The sequence below is a fragment of the Iodidimonas gelatinilytica genome (assembly GCF_008579125.1).
GTDB classification, from domain to species: Bacteria; Pseudomonadota; Alphaproteobacteria; order Sphingomonadales; family Rhodothalassiaceae; genus Iodidimonas; species Iodidimonas muriae.
Genome location: NZ_BKCL01000016.1, coordinates 12,621 through 28,160 on the forward strand (window position 1 = coordinate 12,621; position 15,540 = coordinate 28,160).

A 15,540-nucleotide genomic window follows, 5' to 3' on the forward strand; every position below is an offset into this window, starting at 1 on the left:
AAGGATAGGTGGATTCTGATGAGCAGTGGATCTCAACATAATGCAGGCGGGGCTATGGCAGGATATTTGTTCCAGTGCCGACTGGCCCTTTTGCGCGGCTTGCAAATGGCAAAGAAAAAGCCAAATGGTCAAATTTCCATTGAAAAATTTGACGATGTTGCCTTTGAGAGTGAGGATTTCTCAAAATGCTTAATGCAGGCCAAACACAGCATCAAGCCTAAATCTCTGGACAACGCCTCAGTTGATCTATGGAAATCGCTTAAGGTTTGGATGGATCAGTTGGCTGGTGGGATCATCACCTTCAACTCAACCAAATTTGTGTTGATCACCACGGCTACGGCAAGTGACGGTTCCGCAGCATCCTATTTGCGCGCGGGATCATCGTCGGAAGACCGTGAGAAAAGCTTGGCACTGCTTCGGGAAGCTGCCTCAACCTCTGAAAATAAAACGACGACGGTTGCTCGAGCTGATTTTCTTGCGCTGACAGATGATCAAGCTCGCACATTGCTCAGCCAAGTCGAAATCTTGGATCGGCACTCCAACCTTGCCGATGTAATGACCGAAATTGAAGGGGAGCTTATTTTGATAGCCCCTTCGAACCCCTCATTAGCGGCTAGCTACCTTGAAGGATGGTGGATGGGAGTGGTTGGTAAATGCCTCGTTGAGGAGGCCAGCGCCTCAATCCCTGTTCAGCATCTCGTCATTAAGGCGAATGAGATTGGCAAAACGATTGGCGGCGATGCTCTGCCAGTCGATGACCCTAACAGCCTTGGTGTTAAGAATTATAGCGACGAGGACGAATCTCAGATTTTTGTCCGACAGATGCGTGTTGTGAACTTACCTGACCGCATTGTTCGTCGAGGGGTTGAAGATTATTACCGTGCATCGGCTCAACGTTCTAAATGGGCACGCGAAAACCTGCTTCTTGATGAAGAGCTAGGCAAGTATGACGCTCAACTTGAGGATCGGTGGGGCCGTAAATTCGACGCGGAGATGGCCACAGTTTCGCCTGCAGCTGATAATGAAAAATTAGAATTTGGGAAGTCGATTTGTCTTTGGGCAACCCAGCAATCTGTTCCCCTTAGAAACGTCGTAGAGACTTGGATCACCTCCGGTTCTTTTCATGGCCTTTCCGACCGTTTGAAGATTGGTTGGCATCCAGATTACGAGACAATTTTCAAGGGAGGCCCAGGCAATGGCGGTTCTTGAAGTCTGGGACCGGAGACCCACGGAAGAGGCCAATCTCTTCAATCCAGCCTTCATCGGTTCTCTAACTTTTGAGATGGCAAAAGAGTATGAAAAAAGCAAACCAGAGGGTGTCCCGCTGACCTTCGTGCCCCTTGTTCTATCAATAGTCTTGCACCAGCAGACTCGTGAAAGGCTCCCGTCTTCCACGGTTTCGTCTCTTTATGAATGGATGCAGAACAATGAGGACGTTCTGATTGGATTCTGGGAACGGGTGTGTGGATTGCTTCCATACGTTCGGGAGGCCATGCTTTTTTCTTTGCAACACCAAACAATTCGATTCAGCGAAGGGCATTTGGTTCGGCTTGGAGAGAAAAAGGGCCACTTCTCTGCTGGTTTTATGCGCGCGACCACACAAGAGGTAAAAGATGTAATCGACGGTACAAAATTTATGGCGCGTTGGTTCGCTAAATCTGGGTCCGAGAGTTCCATCTTGGCGTGCTGGGGAATTAAGCCATGAGTTTTTCGATCATCGCCATCGTGCTCTACGGTCACGAAGGTCAAATCCGGACACTGCCTTTCAAAAAACGTGGCCTTAACATCGTTACCGGCCAGTCTAAGACCGGAAAATCCGCAATCATTGACATTGTTGATTATTGCCTGGGGCGTGGAAGCTACAACGTTGCCGAAGGTGAAATTCGCCGAAAAGTGTCTTGGTTTGGTCTGCACCTCGCCAAGGGAGACGATGAAGTTTTCATCGCCCGGGACAACCCCGGCCCCGGCACTGGAACGGGTTCAAAGGTCTATTACCAGCGAGGTAAAATCGACAGTTACCCGTCTTTGGACGAAATTTCGAAAAACACGACTGAAGCTAGCCTAAAGACCTTTACGACCCAGTTCGCGGGTATTGTCGAGAACGAATTCCGACCTACCAGCGGAACGAGACCGCCGTTGAGTGCGAACATTTCTCACGCCCTACTGTTCTGTTTTCAACCGCAAGGAATGGTCGCAAGCAAAGATCATCTGTTTCACAGAACGAATGACAGTTGGATTGCTCAGGCACTGAAGGATACATTGCCGTACTTTCTTGGAGCGGTGGATGAGGAACACTTTAAGCATTTGGCGGAGCTAGATCAGCTAAATGCTAAGCTTCGCATCCTCGAAGCTCAGGAATCAAAAAGACTCCAAGCCATTGAGCTCAGCCGAAATCGTATCGTCAGGGTCGTCAATGAAGGCAAACGCTTGGGGCTGATTTCTCAAGATTACCAAGCTGTCGATGACAGCGTGTTTGGTTATCTCGCGAACATTGCGTCGACACCTGTAGACGCGCCGACTGTAATGCAAGATTTTGGAGAGACGATCCAAAACTTGCGTGCCGAACAAACCACTATCCAGGGTCGGCTAACGGACTTAAATCAAGACCTCCGAGCGGCTCGTACGTTTCTTTCCGTTCAAACGGATTTTACACGTGAGGCGAATGAGCAATCGGCGCGGCTTAAAAGCATTGGATTGTACAAAACAGAAGCCGAAGAAAGAGCAACATGTCCGATTTGTAGCTCACAATTGAAAACACTGACGCCAAGCGTTGAACAAATCACGACCTCGCTTCAGCGCGTGGATAACCTACTTAATTCGGCGCACCGCGAAAGCCCGCATATTCAATCTCATATCGCGGAACTAAGCGCTCAAATAGAGCGATTGTCGGACCAACTAAAGGAAGTGCAACGGGAGTTGGCGCGAGCTATTTCCGAAGACGAAAATGCAAGAGCTGCTCAGAACCAACTTATTGCCCGCGCGAAGTATGTCGGGAAACTAACCGATTTTCTTGAGACCTTTCAGCCTGACGATGATTCCGAGGATGCCAAGGATCAGATAGGCGAGTTGCAGAAGATGATTGCCGCTATCCGAGCAAAGCTCAACTCTGAGGAAATGGCCTCTAGAATGGATACCTTCCTTAACCTCATTGGGCAGAAGATGACGGCCTATTCCAGCGGCTTGGATCTCGAACACAGCGGGAGTTCATTGCGTCTCGATGTGAAAAAACTCACCGTCGTGGCCGATACGGATGATGGCCCGGTTCCCCTTAACCGTATGGGTAGCGGCGAAAATTGGGTCGGATATCATGTCTTGGCGCATCTGGCGCTCCATTGGTGGCTGCGAAAACGCAACAGGCCTGTTCCTAGTTTCCTCATTCTAGATCAACCGACCCAAGCATACTATCCACCGGATCGAATCGAGGGCGGCCTAGATCAAATTGAAAAGGATAGTGACCGTTTGGCGGTACAAGCTCTTTTTGAGTTGATGCATACCGCTTGCCAAGAAATTGATTTGCCGTTTCAGCTTATTGTTTTGGATCATGCCCATTTGCGGGATGAATGGTTCGAGGACTCCATCGTTGAGGAGTGGCGTGGAGGCGTCGCCCTGGTGCCTTCTGAGTGGCCGAACGGTTAGGTTAGGCTGTCAACAGGCCTTTTGTCCGCTCGTTCAAGCCTTTTGGTTTTGAATGAACGGAATTTCGGATTGAGGTTTAGAAAATCATGACTTATGGCCGTTCCGCTCTGTTCTCTGCCTTAATCGCCTCTACGGTCTTTATATGCGGTTTTCCTGTTCTTGCGCAGGACGCAGCCTGGGTGCAAGAGACCTTTGTGGCGCTACAGCGTCTCGTTGATGGTCGGACGGCCTCGCCTGCTGTATTGGAACCGTATGTCGATACGGAACTTCCTGGTCGCGCGGACATGATGATATCGCTCAACGTACCTCTTGGGGACAATCCGGCAGTGCCGCGCGGGACATCGGCGATTTGCCCCTACCAGCCGGTTCGTGGAGGAAAAAGAATACCGGTAACATGCAACCGGCTGATAACTCCGCAGGGTGCGGATTTCAGAATCAAAGCTACAGTCTATGGTCCCGATGGACTGCCCGGCATTCCCGCCGACGGCATCAAGCCGAACGGTGCGCTGCTGGCGGACCACGCCAAGGAACTGGTAATTTACCTTGATGAGATCGTTTCAGTTGGGGTGGTCGGCGGTCCCATGTGGAGCAAGAAATGATGTTCAGTATTACGTCCTGCTGAACAGGACGTTCTTCCGCCGTAAATCCTCAAGGCTCAGGGTATAATGGGCAAACGCAGGGTTCTCTTCCAAGGCGTGATCGAGCAGGGTTTCCAATAACCCCAGATTTCTCCGCTGTTGATCCGTCAACTGAGTGCGGATGTTCGTCAAATCTGAAGCAGTCGTTCCGTTCAGGAAGGTAAACATCTTTCCCAGAAGACCCGTGATCACATCCGAAACCTGGACGCCGGGTTCGTCTTTGGAATCGGCAAACCGGTAATTCGTAAGTTTTCGCGCGCCATCGACGAATTTCATGGTGGCGATATTGGTTTTCACGACTTCTTCGACATCGAATATGTGTTCGGAATTTTTGAAGAGGCAAATCCTTTGGACAAAGAACGGACCAAACCCGTCGATCAGGACGTTTGGCGTTTCATCCTCCAGGAAGGGTAGGGCTTCGAGGCGTTCGGCGATCTGTAATGCGCCTTTCAACATCATGAAGTTAAAGTGCGGGAGCAAGTCGGCTCGTTGTTCCAGCAAGGCCCGAAGTTCGGCGACAAAAGCCCGTCGCATTTCCCGCCCAACGTCGGGGTACGAGTAGCGCTGGAACAAATCGACGGTCCCGTCCAGGTCATGCCTGAGGATTGCGTAGAGATCGTTTTTCAGTTCCATGTGTGCAGTGAACAGTTGGCGCTCGCCGTGTTCACCGAGAATTGAATCGATTACGTCAACGATCGACCAGTAGAGCGGATCAAGCACCGAAAAGTGTACGAACAGTCCTTCGTCGAGCAGCCACTGAAGAAAGCCCTCCAGCTTCTTCGCGTTCAATAGCGATGGGAAATCGCCCTTGGCTACGTGCTTGAGTTTGATCTCTTTGGCGGATTTTTGCAGATTCAGGATTGAATGCAGACCGTCCAAATCGATGACGCGAACTGGGCCTCTGTATGCAATTCCACCGACGACAAAACATTCAGGATGGCCGACATTCAACCCGTCCGGACGGACATGAAGTCGTCGAATGTTGTTCGTTTCGTCGTAGTAAATTGTGTAGACGGCATCGGCATTGAAAAGCCCGTTCATCTGAATGACGGGATCTCTCAGCGTATTGACGTCAATGGCTCCATATTCCGTGGTTTCAATCATTTAACCGTTTTGCAAACTCCGTTTTGGGAAACTTCCCGCCAATCACGCCGGCATTCAGACTTTGCTCGATCACTTCGAGCCTGACGCCGTCTCCTTGAAGGTGGCGTTCGATTTCGTATTCGACCATCAACGCCAACTCATTCATGCATCCGGTTACGCGGCGTGACGCCGTCTTGCAAACCCGGAACGCGCCGGGGTCGGACGTAAAATCCCGTCCCGTGATGTGTTCGATCCGGTGTTGGAACACGCCGACGATTTCGTCGATGGGCTCGCGGCGGTCGAAGGGATGGACCAGGGAGTAAAGCGTTTCCGCGTTGGTGAACAGCAGCGCGTCCAATGGCAGGTCCAACGGGATATCCCTCACATACCAGCACTCTAGCCAGTCGGTCCCATCGGGGACGGGCGGTTCTTCCGGCCTGACCTTCAGGGCTTTGGCGAGTTTGGCGGTGACGTGAAACTGGAGCATGCCTCGATCTTTCCCAACGGGACGACCGCGCCTCAATGGCAAGGCCGTTCCTGGCTGCAATCATACAGAGCGAAAGGAGGGAAAGAGAAGGGTGAAGTTTCACCCTAAAGAGGAGTTAAGATCATGTACAGCATCAACAGCGTTACCATCGTGGGCCACCTGGGCGCGGACGCCGACATCCGCACCATGCAGAACAACCAGCAGGCCGCCACGCTCTCCATCGCCACCGACCACAGCTACAAGGACAAGAACACCGGCGAATGGATCAAGCGCACGGAATGGCACCGGGTGGTGACCTTCCAGCAGGGCCTGGTGTCGGTTCTCGAAAAGCACGCCCGCAAGGGCCGCCTGACGGCGGTGCAGGGCATGCTGCGCACCCGCAAGTGGACCGACCAGAACAATGTCGAGCGCTACACCACCGAAATCCTCGTGACCCCCGGTTGCCAAATCCAGTTCCTGGAAAAGCTCGACGACCGGGGCGAAGACGACATGCCGCCCTCCGGCGGCCAGGACGTTCCTCCCGCCGATCTGGACGACGAGATCCCGTTCTGAGTACTTCCTTGAACAACACGCAAAACCACGGCGGGGGCTTATCGGCCTCCGCCGTTTTCCGTTTCGGAGGGAGAGATCATGGACAGCAAACTCATCGCCCTGTTGGGCGCATCGCCGCGCAAGCGGCTGGAAACGTTAAAAGCTCAGGTCAAACGGTATCCGCACTACGGCGGCATTCTTGAAACCTACCGCCAGGCTTTCGCCCCTTGGCGTTTCGTCATTGGCCGGTGGATGCAAACGACCGCGCCTGCGCGGCGCGGCGGTTTTTCGGCAGCGCCGAGGACGCCGGTCTGCGCTTCGAAGCCTGGGCGGACGATGTTCTCCGGTTGCGTCACACCGGATGGTACGCGGACGAATTCCAGGACGAGACCTTTCGTGGCGCGGTGTTCCGTCTGCCCGCCGGGCGGCAGGGGTGCGAACGGTTCGTCGCCGGATATGGTGAATCCTTAAGCGAAGGGTTCGTGCTTGACGTGACCGAGGTCTGGGACGGCGATTTCATTGGCGCGGCTCGCGAGGCGGATCGCCTGGCCGAACGAAGCGCCGAGGACGCCCGCGAATGGCAAGCCCGGGAATCCGCCCGCTTGCGCCTTGAAGACATCACCGGGGAACTGAAGGGCATTCGCGGCGAAATCCTAGGGCCTGTTGACAATTACCTCCCTGTAATGATGGCAGCAGTCAGGAACCAATTGGCTTTGTAGCTTTCGTCCGTTTTGTCGTATCGAGTGGCTATACCTCGGAATTCCTTTATCTTGGCAAAGAAATTTTCGACGAGATGCCGCCATTTGTAAGTTTCTTTGTCAAAAGGAATTTCGGATTTCCTGTTTGCTTTGGGAGGAATGACAACACTTGCCCCACGTTTGTCTATTTCTTCTCGCAACCAGTCAGCATCAAAGGCTTTATCCGCAAGAAATGCTTCGAACTCAAGCCCTTCAATCAAAGGAGGAACACCAACGATATCATGGCGTTGACCGGGAAGAAGAACAAAACTGACCAAGTACCCCAAGGCATCGACCAATGCTAGTATTTTGGTCGTTAATCCGCCTTTTGAACGCCCGATGGCCTGATTTTGAGTCCCCCTTTTGCCCCGCTAGCCTTTTGATGAACGCTAACGATTGTACCATCAACCATGACATATTCAAAATCCTGATCTGATGAGAGTTTGTCGAAAATTCGGTCAAATACGCCGCGTTCAGCCCAGCGTCGAAACCGTTTAAAAACGCTGTTCCAGTTGCCAAATTCCGTAGGAAGGTCACGCCAAGGAGTACCTGTGCGAACACGCCATAGCACAGCTTCCAAAAACAGGCGATTGTCTTTGCCTGTAACGCCACAATCAGTTGATTTGCCTAAAAGAACGGGTTCAATCCGTTCCCAAATATGATCACTGATGACAAAACGGTCCGTATTCATTCAAAAAATCCCTAAAAGGAATCTTGAATCATAAATCAGGCTGTTTGGGAATCCCTTAATTGTCAACAGACCCTAGACTTGTGTCGCTCAATCCGAGAGGCTTGCCCTGGCATTGGAAAACACAAGCCGATCCGTTCGGCTCTGCGCAGTGCTTTGCAAGCTCTTTTGTGCAATCGCGCCAGCCTGATCGCTGAACGCGACCGATTAGAATACGACTAAACGCCTAATTCACGTAAGCACTCTCGCTACGTTTAAATGGCCGTGTGATCCCTTTGGCTTCCGATGGATGGTTGGTGGGGGTGAGGAGTGCATTCCATAAATTGTCATCAAACATTCCATTAAGGTACATGTACCTGCATCCGACAATTAACTTCCAGCGATCCCAAGCGGTTGCCCCATGCCTTGTGTCATAATGTTTTTCCAAATCATAAAAGGTGGGGGCTGCGGTGTCGCTAGTCCAAAACTCATCAAGGTAAGCACCTAAGTCATCGATCATTTCTTTGCTGACATCGAAAAAACTTTGAAATGGCTCATGCCAGGAATCGTTGTTGTGATAAAGCGGGTAAACGCCATTGCACCAAGCAAAAACATAAGCATCAGATATCGTGTCCTTGGTGTCTTTTGTTAAGCTCATGGCAAGGACCTGCAGTTTGACCATTGTGAAAGTTTGCTGATTTGTTGTGCTTTCAAATCCCTCTTGAATGAGGAGGCGTGCAGCCTCTGAGCGTGATGGTTGGATGGGTTGGGATAATCTCCAGGCATCTATTTTTTCGAGTGTGCTGTCGTCGAGCCGAAGTTCGAGGCGGTTAATTTTGGGAGTCATTGTCTATTGTCCTGAGTTTGTTCTGTATACCGTACAAATGTACGAGACATACGGTTATTTGTCAAGTTGATGCTTTGCGATATGTGACAAACGGATGAGGGGTTGGCAAAAGTAGATCAACAGCCCATCCGGGCGGCGTTACGCGGCGCGCTGCAAAACCATCTGCATCGTCGCTTGGGGCTGCGCGAAGAGCGTGACTGGCTGCAAGCCGAGTACCCAGGTCTGGCCGAGGAAACGGCTAGGGCGGGCCTAGGTTCCGCCTAGCCGACGTATAGGTGCGCGCGAGGTGGTGACGAGGGGGCGGCGAGGCCATCGCTACATCCTGCCGATTTTGGGTCCAGTCATGTTGCGATGGCGTGGCGATTTTGGCTAGGTCAATCCCGGTCCGGCGCACGCGCCGACAGGCGGCGGTTCCGCCATCGGCGGTCTTCCCATTCCGGCAGGGCTCCGGGAGTGCATGAACGGTCGCCGCCACCAGGGGCGGAGTCCGCCGTCTTCGGTATAGGAGGGGGCTCGCCAACCGGCGGTTCGTCCCCGAGCGTTCCCAAGTGTTTCTTGGGCCGTGCGTTCCTGCCGGTGAGCCGAACGCCCAGGGCGCATCGGAACCTCGTTCGGCCTTCACACGCCAAGCGGTTCGATACCGCTCATGAGGTGGGCTGTCGCGGATCGGGGGACGCGAACTCAACGGCGCTGGCGGCTTTTTTCCCCTGGGCGCGCCTCTTTAGCGCCTTCGGCGGGGCGCCCATTCCTCGCGAGACAAAAAAGGCCGCCTTGCGCCGTCCTCCACTGCGTTGCGGCCTTTCAGGTGATTTGCGTCCCGAACCGATCCGCAGAGTCAGCCCCATGAGCGGGATCGACCGCTCGCCAGATAAAGGAGTTGAACGATGTATTCCGAAACACCCGACGTTTTCGACGATCTCACCGGCCAAAGCGCCACCGCCGACATCATGAACCGCATGGAACTGTTCGGGGCCGTGCCCCCGGCGGACGAGGAAGACCCCCGCCCCTTACCGGAACTGGACGACGGATATTCCGCCCTGGAGGCGGTGTTCGAGACCTTAAGCGCCCTGTTCGCCGACACCTGCCTGGAAGGGGAGACCACCGACGTGCTGTGGAACACGGTCAATGTCTTCCAGCGCAAGCTGGAGCGCCTGGACAAGGGCTTCGACCAACTGGGCTTCGAGATCCGCCGCGCCATCCGTGAGCAAGACGGCACCGAGGTCAAATCGGTGGAACTGGAGAAACTGGAACTCCGCGCCCGGTCCACCTCCGACGCCCGCGACACCTTCGAGGCCTTGCGCGACCATGCAGCCGATCTCTTTGCCACCGCCACCGGCCATCCCTGGATGCCCGGCCATGGCTCGAAGGTCAGCAACTCGGGCCTCACCGCCGCCGTCATCGACAGCCGCGAGTTCCTGGCCGCGACCGAGCGTCGCAAGACCCAGTCCTTGGCTCCCGAAGGCCCGAAGGTGGTGGTCAGCGGCGGCATGGACTTCACCGACCACACCCTGATCTGGAACGCCCTGGACAAAGCCCGCGCCAAGCATGCCGATATGGTTCTGGTCCACGGCGGCGCGCCCAAGGGCGTCGATCTGATTGCCGCCAAATGGGCCGAGGCCCGGGGCGTCGCGCAGGTGGTGTTCAAGCCCGACTGGAAGCGCTACGGCAAGTCCCGCGCTGGGTTCGTGCGCAACGACCAGATGCTCGACCTCCTGCCCATCGGCGTCCTGGCCTTTCCCGGCACCGGCATCACCGAGAACCTGGTCGACAAGGCCCGCAACCTCGGCATCCCGGCCAAGAAGTATAGCTGATCGTCCATACGGCCCCGTCGGAGCTTTCCGGCGGGGCCTTTTTCTTGTTCGCCTGCCGAGTGTTTATTAAGCGGACAAAGCCGCGAGCGGCTTTGACGTTGTTTGTTGGTGGGCATCCTCTCTGGTCCTTCCAGCTTGGGGCGCGGCGAAACCGCCGTCAAGGATGCGCGGTTCCCCCAAAATACTTCATTGCGCTGGCGCTCCATTGCGTATTTCGGCTCCCCCACGCCCCGCTGGCGCGGCCTCCGGTCCCTGACCGCGGTCCCGCCGCACCCCCACCGATCGGCGTTTTCGATGACTTGAACCCGATGGAGGACATTATGACCGAAGAACAACACATCATCCGCGCCCGTGCCGAGGAAGACCGCTGGGAAGAGATCGAGCGCCTGTTCGGCTCCTGGGCCGACGATTTCGATGGGGGCGATGAAGAACCGGACCTCGACCCGGAACTCGAAGAGCTCATCAGCGCCCTGGGATATTGAACCGCACGCCCCGCCGGAGCCATCCGGTGGGGCTCTCTTTTTGATCGGACACCGAGTGAGAGCGGGGGCCGCCTAACGGCGGCCCCCGCTGATCGGCATCGCGCCGACAAGGTCCAATTAGGACTTGGTTGCCGCTTGCGTTTTTGTTGGGCGCTTCGTCTTTTGATCCCGGGCCGATTGTCGTGGTTCCCAGTTTGGGCGTCTCCGCTCTGCGAGCGGACCGCGCTCTATTCCTCACTCCTGCGTCGTTCGGAACGGAGCCGCGTTCCGCGTCTCCGCCTATTCAGGTGACGATCGCTGGCGCGAAAAGCTCCCGTAAATCTTCCCCCTGCCAGTCCCCCAACCGGGGACCGAACACGATTGAACCCCTGTGGATTAGCCGATAGCTCCGTAGGCTTCGCCTCCCCGCTATGGATGGACGTCTTACGACGGCAATTCTTCCACACCTGTCGCTACCGGTGTAGCGGTGGCGGAAACATAAGGTTTGTAAGGGGTTCAGCGCGTTTACAGGGGCGCGCGCACCGTCATACGAACGTCAACGGGAAAAGGTCTTGTGGTTCAGGTGGTTCGAGGTGGCGTATGACAAACATCTACGGAACGTAGGTGCTTCTTAAGGTCATCCCAGCCTTTCATGGCTGCAATATTCTGGGAAATTGTTATGAACCTTCAATGCCGACTTCCACGCTAACCGCTGAGGCGATCTCGGTATAAAGATCAATCTCCTCGCTGGCCCGGAGGCTGACGACCAAGGCGTAGCGCACGCGGCGTTCGGCGCGTTCTAACTTGGGCTTTTCGCGCCACCAACCACCGACCGGATAAACGCCGATGGCATGGCGATCGGCAAGATCTGCCGCCATCCCTCGCCAAACATCGGAATGCACTGCTCCTCGGTCACGAAGCCTCGGCCCAAGCACCCAGCCATCGTCATTGCCCTCCGCAGAAACATGCTCGTCGTCCTCTCGCGCGGCGGCATTCACCCTGCGACGAAACCGCTCAAGGCTCTCTTCGGGGCGTTTTACGGCAAACCTCAGGCCGTGCCCGGCGTAGCGGTGCCTTTTGGTCCAACCGCGTTCCCCCGGGTTCGGCTCGACGAAATAGCTCAACGTCACCCGCATCTCGACCTCCGTTTCACCCAGGGCTCTCAGCACGTCTGAGGGCCATGGCAGATCGTGGAGCATCATGTCACGGGTGCGCGTGGAAGAGCCGTTGAGGCAATAGGGCTGCAGATCGGCCTCGATGACCAGCGTCACATCACTGGATAGACTGCGCAGCGCTCGATCCAGACTGGGTACGCCATAGCCGTAACGGCGCAGAATTAGCCGTTGATCCGTCTTGCTCGGATTTGGAGGCAAATGGCCCATCATCGTCGGAGTCCATTCGGCGGAATGGACGATCATGGCGCGGACGGTTTCGGGCCATAGGTCAGGGCGTTCGGAGAGAATTTGCGCGGCCATTCGAGCAATTTGTGCCGTCGCGGCGCTCGTGTCTCCGGTCACGGTGAAAGCCCGTTCTTCCGGTCTGTTGAAGGTGGTCAGGAGGGCAAGTTCGTCTACATGGTCAATCCCAGATGTAGCCGGATCAATGCCGTGATTGCCACCTTCAAACACGACATCCGGCTTAATCGGCCAGTCATGATTCCATTCCACAGAGGTACGGCTGAAAGCGGACAAATCCCCCGCCGGAGCCATGGCCCGCCATCCCGAATAGCTCGGATCGGTGATGGTGCATTTCTCGGTGATAGCGCCGACGGTTAGTGTGTTCCACGCTTGGGCTGGACTTTCGATGGGGGCAGTGTCGTTCTGATTCAGATATTCCGCAGCTGGGTAATAGACGGAGATGTTTCCCGCCGACACGACGATCAAGCGTTGATCCTCACCATCGCCATAGGCAAGGTCGTCCAATGCCGCCGACCAGGACGACGGACGTCCACGCCAATGGTCTCCGTCACTGGTTACGGCTAGGCAATAGGCTCTGCGGCGATTTGGAGCCTGAACCTCGGCTCGACCCATGGCGCTGGCTGTGATGTAGCCGTATAGGTCTGGATCGTTGGCGCCGCGGTCGGGGTAAATCTTCACGGACTCGAGCCGGTGCTGCATCTCGACTGGTCCCGTGCCGACCAGCATGTCGGTCAGATCGCCATAAAGAGCCACGCCGCTCATCTGCGTACCATGGCCATGTCTTATATCTTCTGGCTCCCAATCCGCGTGCCAGGCTTGGTGATCGTTCGCATCCAGCGCCGGGCTGATTAGCGGGTGGCGGCGGGTGCTGCCGCTGTCGAGAAGGCACACGGCCGGAGCGTTGGGGGCTGGTGGGACGAGCCGATCTGCCAGTTCCACCGACCACGCGATCTGTTCGGCACCACCCATCTCCATGAACAGGGCAGGTGTATCGCGGGATAGGCGAAGCTCGGCAACCGCATCGGTATTGGCGACAATTCGACCGATGGCTTCCGGGGTGCCGCGGACGAGAACCACTTCGCGTTCCGCAAAGGTGACCGAATGGTCCCTGATATCCATCTCTAAGCGGGCTGCTGCATGCTCGAAAACGGGACGGCCATTGAGCCGCAGCCATACTTCCCACCAGACTTGCTGACCGGCCTCGGGAAAGAGATTCGGGGTGTCCGTATAGAGAGACCGGGCATCGGCGATCCGCACCGCTTCCAGGGCTGCGACCAGGGCCTCATTTTTCGGACGACGGGATTTTTCGATCCGGTTGCCGGTATCGTCCAGCAAGACGTTGCCGTCGTCGTCTTTTTCGTAGTTGATCTTGTCTTCTTCAGCGTAGGCGCGGACCTTCTTGAGGTAGAATTCAGCGCGCGATTCAGGAATGAAAACGGTTGCATAAAGGAGATTGGGGTCTTCGGGTGACGGTCGTGTGGCGACGAGTTCGATATGCTCTTTCCCCTGTGCGTTCTCGAGTTTTTCGACAATGGATTTCTGGTCCGTCGGCAGGTCGAATTCGAGGTAGAAGCCCGGTGTCCCACCGCTGATCTCAGGATCACGGTTGGCTATCCGCTCTTGAGCGGTTGCCACCGCTCGGGTCAGCATGTCTTGGAGCAAATGCGCGTGGCGTTCGCGGTCGCGAAGCGGTGTTGGACCACCGCCGCCGCCGCTTCGAGGTGAGGTAAACTCTTCCCTATCGCCGTGACCAGGCAGATAGACGTGCGGTAAGTGGCGCTGTTCGTTTTCAGGCATACTGGGCGCGCTTCCGCTTAATGGTCTGTGGTGGCTTTGCGCTCGGTAATTGCGCTGGCGAGGTCGTCTTTCACCACCCGGGTGCGGTCATCAAGGATCGCCCGCTTCGCGGCCTCGTCCGCTGCCCGGGCGATCTCGGCTTGGCTTAGCCCGGAAATCGAGGCAAGAACCTCCTTCCAGCGCATCCCCTTGGTATCGAACCCAGACAGACGGTTTTTCAGGATACCCTCGGCGATCGACGCTTCGGGCAAATCGTAGCGGACTACATCGTCGAACCGCCGGAATAGGGCAGGATCGAGAAGTTCTGGGTGGTTCGTCGCGGCGACGATCAGGCTGTCGCTGTCGTCGTTTTCCAAAAACTGGAGGAATGAATTCAGCACGCGGCGGATTTCCCCGACGTCATTGCGTTCGGTTCGGCGGGCGCCAATGGCGTCGAACTCATCGAAGAAATACACCCCCCGCGTTTGCGCCATTGCATCGAAGACCTGCCGCAACTTGGAGGCGGTCTCGCCCATGAAGCGGGTGATGAGCGAGTCGAAGGCCACCGTGAACAGCGGCAAGGTAAGCTCTCCCGCCAGGGCGGAGGCAGTCATCGTCTTACCGGAGCCCGGCGGACCGATCAGCAGGATTTTCCGGCGCGGGTGGAGACCGTGTTCTCGTAGACGGTGGTGCTGGCGCTGTTCTGTGACGATCCGCTTCAGACGGGTTGCCAGGGTTTCCGGCAGCACCATGGAGGCAAGGCGTGTCTCCGAATAGCTGGCAGAGATCAGGGCCGCCAAATCGCCCTTGGGCTGGGCGAAAGGTACCGGCCTGCTGGTTCGACTGGCCTTGAGAGATCGGGCTTCGTCGACCAAATCGCGGAGTTGTTTGGCGAGATTGCCGTGCCCCTGGCGTGCCTCATGGGCCGCGACCTGCATGGCCACGGACAAAAATTGCTCATTGTTGCCATCAATGTGGCTTCGCAAGAGCGCTATGAGATGCTTCGAGGCTGCCATGACTCCCTTTCCGTTCGCTGGATATGACACGTCCAGCGGCTCATACATAATAAAACATTCCAAGGATTCGAAAACCGGAATTGCCGAGCCGTTCCCTTGGATCAATCCGACTCGTGCATTTTATATTATTGCATAGCAAGAAAGCCCTTAAATTTCAATGAATAGGCTCCGCGCTTCCGGCCTGCCCCAAGGTCTGTGCTGGGCGCTCATTACGTCATTCCTTTCCCGTTCTCATGAACCCATCCAACAACCGCTTCAGGAAATCCTCGCCGGTCTGGGCACCGGCCGCATGGGCCAGGGTCCAGAAGCGGTCCTTGGTGTCCGGGTGGACGGCGATGTTGAGCTGCGTGGTGCGGTTGGTGGCGCGTAAGCGCCGTCCGTCGATCCGGGCCAGGGGAGCTGCGGGGGGGTGTTGGCGGGGTGGCGGGGTAG

The 15,540-nt window shown here is 55.9% G+C and carries 15 protein-coding genes; 8 read left to right on the top strand and 7 right to left on the bottom strand.

The genetic code is table 11. From position 1 onward, the window contains the following. Window positions 1-18 precede the first annotated feature (18 nt). The 4 genes from JCM17844_RS13355 to JCM17844_RS13370 all read left to right on the top strand — a co-directional run bounded on the left by JCM17844_RS13355 (window position 19) and on the right by JCM17844_RS13370 (window position 4,235). Window positions 19-1,209: an ABC-three component system protein gene (locus tag JCM17844_RS13355; RefSeq protein ID WP_150001401.1), complete on the top strand. Its 1,191-nt coding sequence runs from the start codon at window positions 19-21 to the stop codon at window positions 1,207-1,209. After that, window positions 1,196-1,705, top strand: coding sequence for a three component ABC system middle component (locus JCM17844_RS13360; protein ID WP_150001402.1), 510 nt, complete (start codon window positions 1,196-1,198; stop codon window positions 1,703-1,705). Before JCM17844_RS13355 ends, JCM17844_RS13360 begins: the two co-directional genes overlap by 14 nt. Further along, window positions 1,702-3,636, top strand: coding sequence for a DUF3732 domain-containing protein (locus JCM17844_RS13365; RefSeq protein WP_150001403.1), 1,935 nt, complete (start codon window positions 1,702-1,704; stop codon window positions 3,634-3,636). The genes JCM17844_RS13360 and JCM17844_RS13365 overlap by 4 nt, the downstream gene beginning before the upstream one ends. Window positions 3,637-3,722: 86 nt before the next feature. Beyond that, the gene (locus JCM17844_RS13370) at window positions 3,723-4,235 is read left to right on the top strand and encodes a TraB/TrbI/VirB10 family type IV secretion system protein (protein ID WP_150001404.1); all 513 of its coding nucleotides are present in this window, start codon (window positions 3,723-3,725) and stop codon (window positions 4,233-4,235) included. 9 nt (window positions 4,236-4,244) lie between these two features. On the opposite strand, the gene JCM17844_RS13375 is transcribed toward JCM17844_RS13370, so the two are convergent. Further along, on the bottom strand, window positions 4,245-5,378 hold the full coding sequence (locus tag JCM17844_RS13375) for a DUF3800 domain-containing protein (protein ID WP_150001405.1): 1,134 nt from the start codon (window positions 5,376-5,378) through the stop codon (window positions 4,245-4,247). Then, complete coding sequence (locus tag JCM17844_RS13380; protein WP_150001406.1) at window positions 5,371-5,844, bottom strand: DUF6933 domain-containing protein; 474 nt, start codon at window positions 5,842-5,844, stop codon at window positions 5,371-5,373. The genes JCM17844_RS13375 and JCM17844_RS13380 overlap by 8 nt, the downstream gene beginning before the upstream one ends. A 123-nt stretch (window positions 5,845-5,967) precedes the next feature. Here JCM17844_RS13380 and ssb point away from each other — a divergent pair, with 123 nt between their 5' ends. Then, a complete protein-coding gene (gene ssb, locus JCM17844_RS13385; protein WP_150001407.1) occupies window positions 5,968-6,396 on the top strand; it encodes a single-stranded DNA-binding protein in 429 nt (142 codons plus the stop codon). A gap of 206 nt (window positions 6,397-6,602) precedes the next feature. Continuing rightward, a complete protein-coding gene (locus tag JCM17844_RS13390) occupies window positions 6,603-7,094 on the top strand; it encodes a hypothetical protein (protein WP_150001408.1) in 492 nt (163 codons plus the stop codon). On the opposite strand, the gene JCM17844_RS13395 is transcribed toward JCM17844_RS13390, so the two are convergent. Then, window positions 7,046-7,803 (bottom strand): IS5 family transposase gene (locus tag JCM17844_RS13395; RefSeq protein ID WP_150001409.1). Its coding sequence is split into 2 segments (ribosomal slippage): window positions 7,046-7,467 and window positions 7,467-7,803, totalling 759 coding nucleotides; the frame shifts between segments, so codons are not numbered across the junction. The two genes, JCM17844_RS13390 and JCM17844_RS13395, sit on opposite strands and share 49 nt — an antisense overlap. Before the next feature lie 223 nt (window positions 7,804-8,026). Continuing rightward, window positions 8,027-8,626, bottom strand: coding sequence for a hypothetical protein (locus JCM17844_RS13400; protein WP_150001410.1), 600 nt, complete (start codon window positions 8,624-8,626; stop codon window positions 8,027-8,029). An 884-nt stretch (window positions 8,627-9,510) separates the two neighbouring features. On the opposite strand from JCM17844_RS13400, the gene JCM17844_RS13405 reads away from it, so the two are divergent. Together JCM17844_RS13405 and JCM17844_RS15505 are read left to right on the top strand one after the other, a co-directional pair. Then, on the top strand, window positions 9,511-10,437 hold the full coding sequence (locus JCM17844_RS13405; protein WP_150001411.1) for a DUF2493 domain-containing protein: 927 nt from the start codon (window positions 9,511-9,513) through the stop codon (window positions 10,435-10,437). A gap of 320 nt (window positions 10,438-10,757) precedes the next feature. Further along, on the top strand, window positions 10,758-10,919 hold the full coding sequence (locus JCM17844_RS15505) for a hypothetical protein (RefSeq protein ID WP_210432009.1): 162 nt from the start codon (window positions 10,758-10,760) through the stop codon (window positions 10,917-10,919). Window positions 10,920-11,575: 656 nt separating this feature from the next. Here the strand turns inward: JCM17844_RS15505 and JCM17844_RS13410 are convergent. The 3 genes from JCM17844_RS13410 to JCM17844_RS15510 all read right to left on the bottom strand — a co-directional run. Next, window positions 11,576-14,113, bottom strand: coding sequence for a S8 family peptidase (locus JCM17844_RS13410; RefSeq protein WP_150001412.1), 2,538 nt, complete (start codon window positions 14,111-14,113; stop codon window positions 11,576-11,578). A gap of 17 nt (window positions 14,114-14,130) precedes the next feature. Then, window positions 14,131-15,108: an AAA family ATPase gene (locus JCM17844_RS13415; protein ID WP_150001413.1), complete on the bottom strand. Its 978-nt coding sequence runs from the start codon at window positions 15,106-15,108 to the stop codon at window positions 14,131-14,133. A 214-nt stretch (window positions 15,109-15,322) separates the two neighbouring features. After that, window positions 15,323-15,540 (bottom strand): hypothetical protein (locus JCM17844_RS15510; RefSeq protein ID WP_371864770.1); only part of this gene is annotated, 218 nt, incomplete at its 5' end.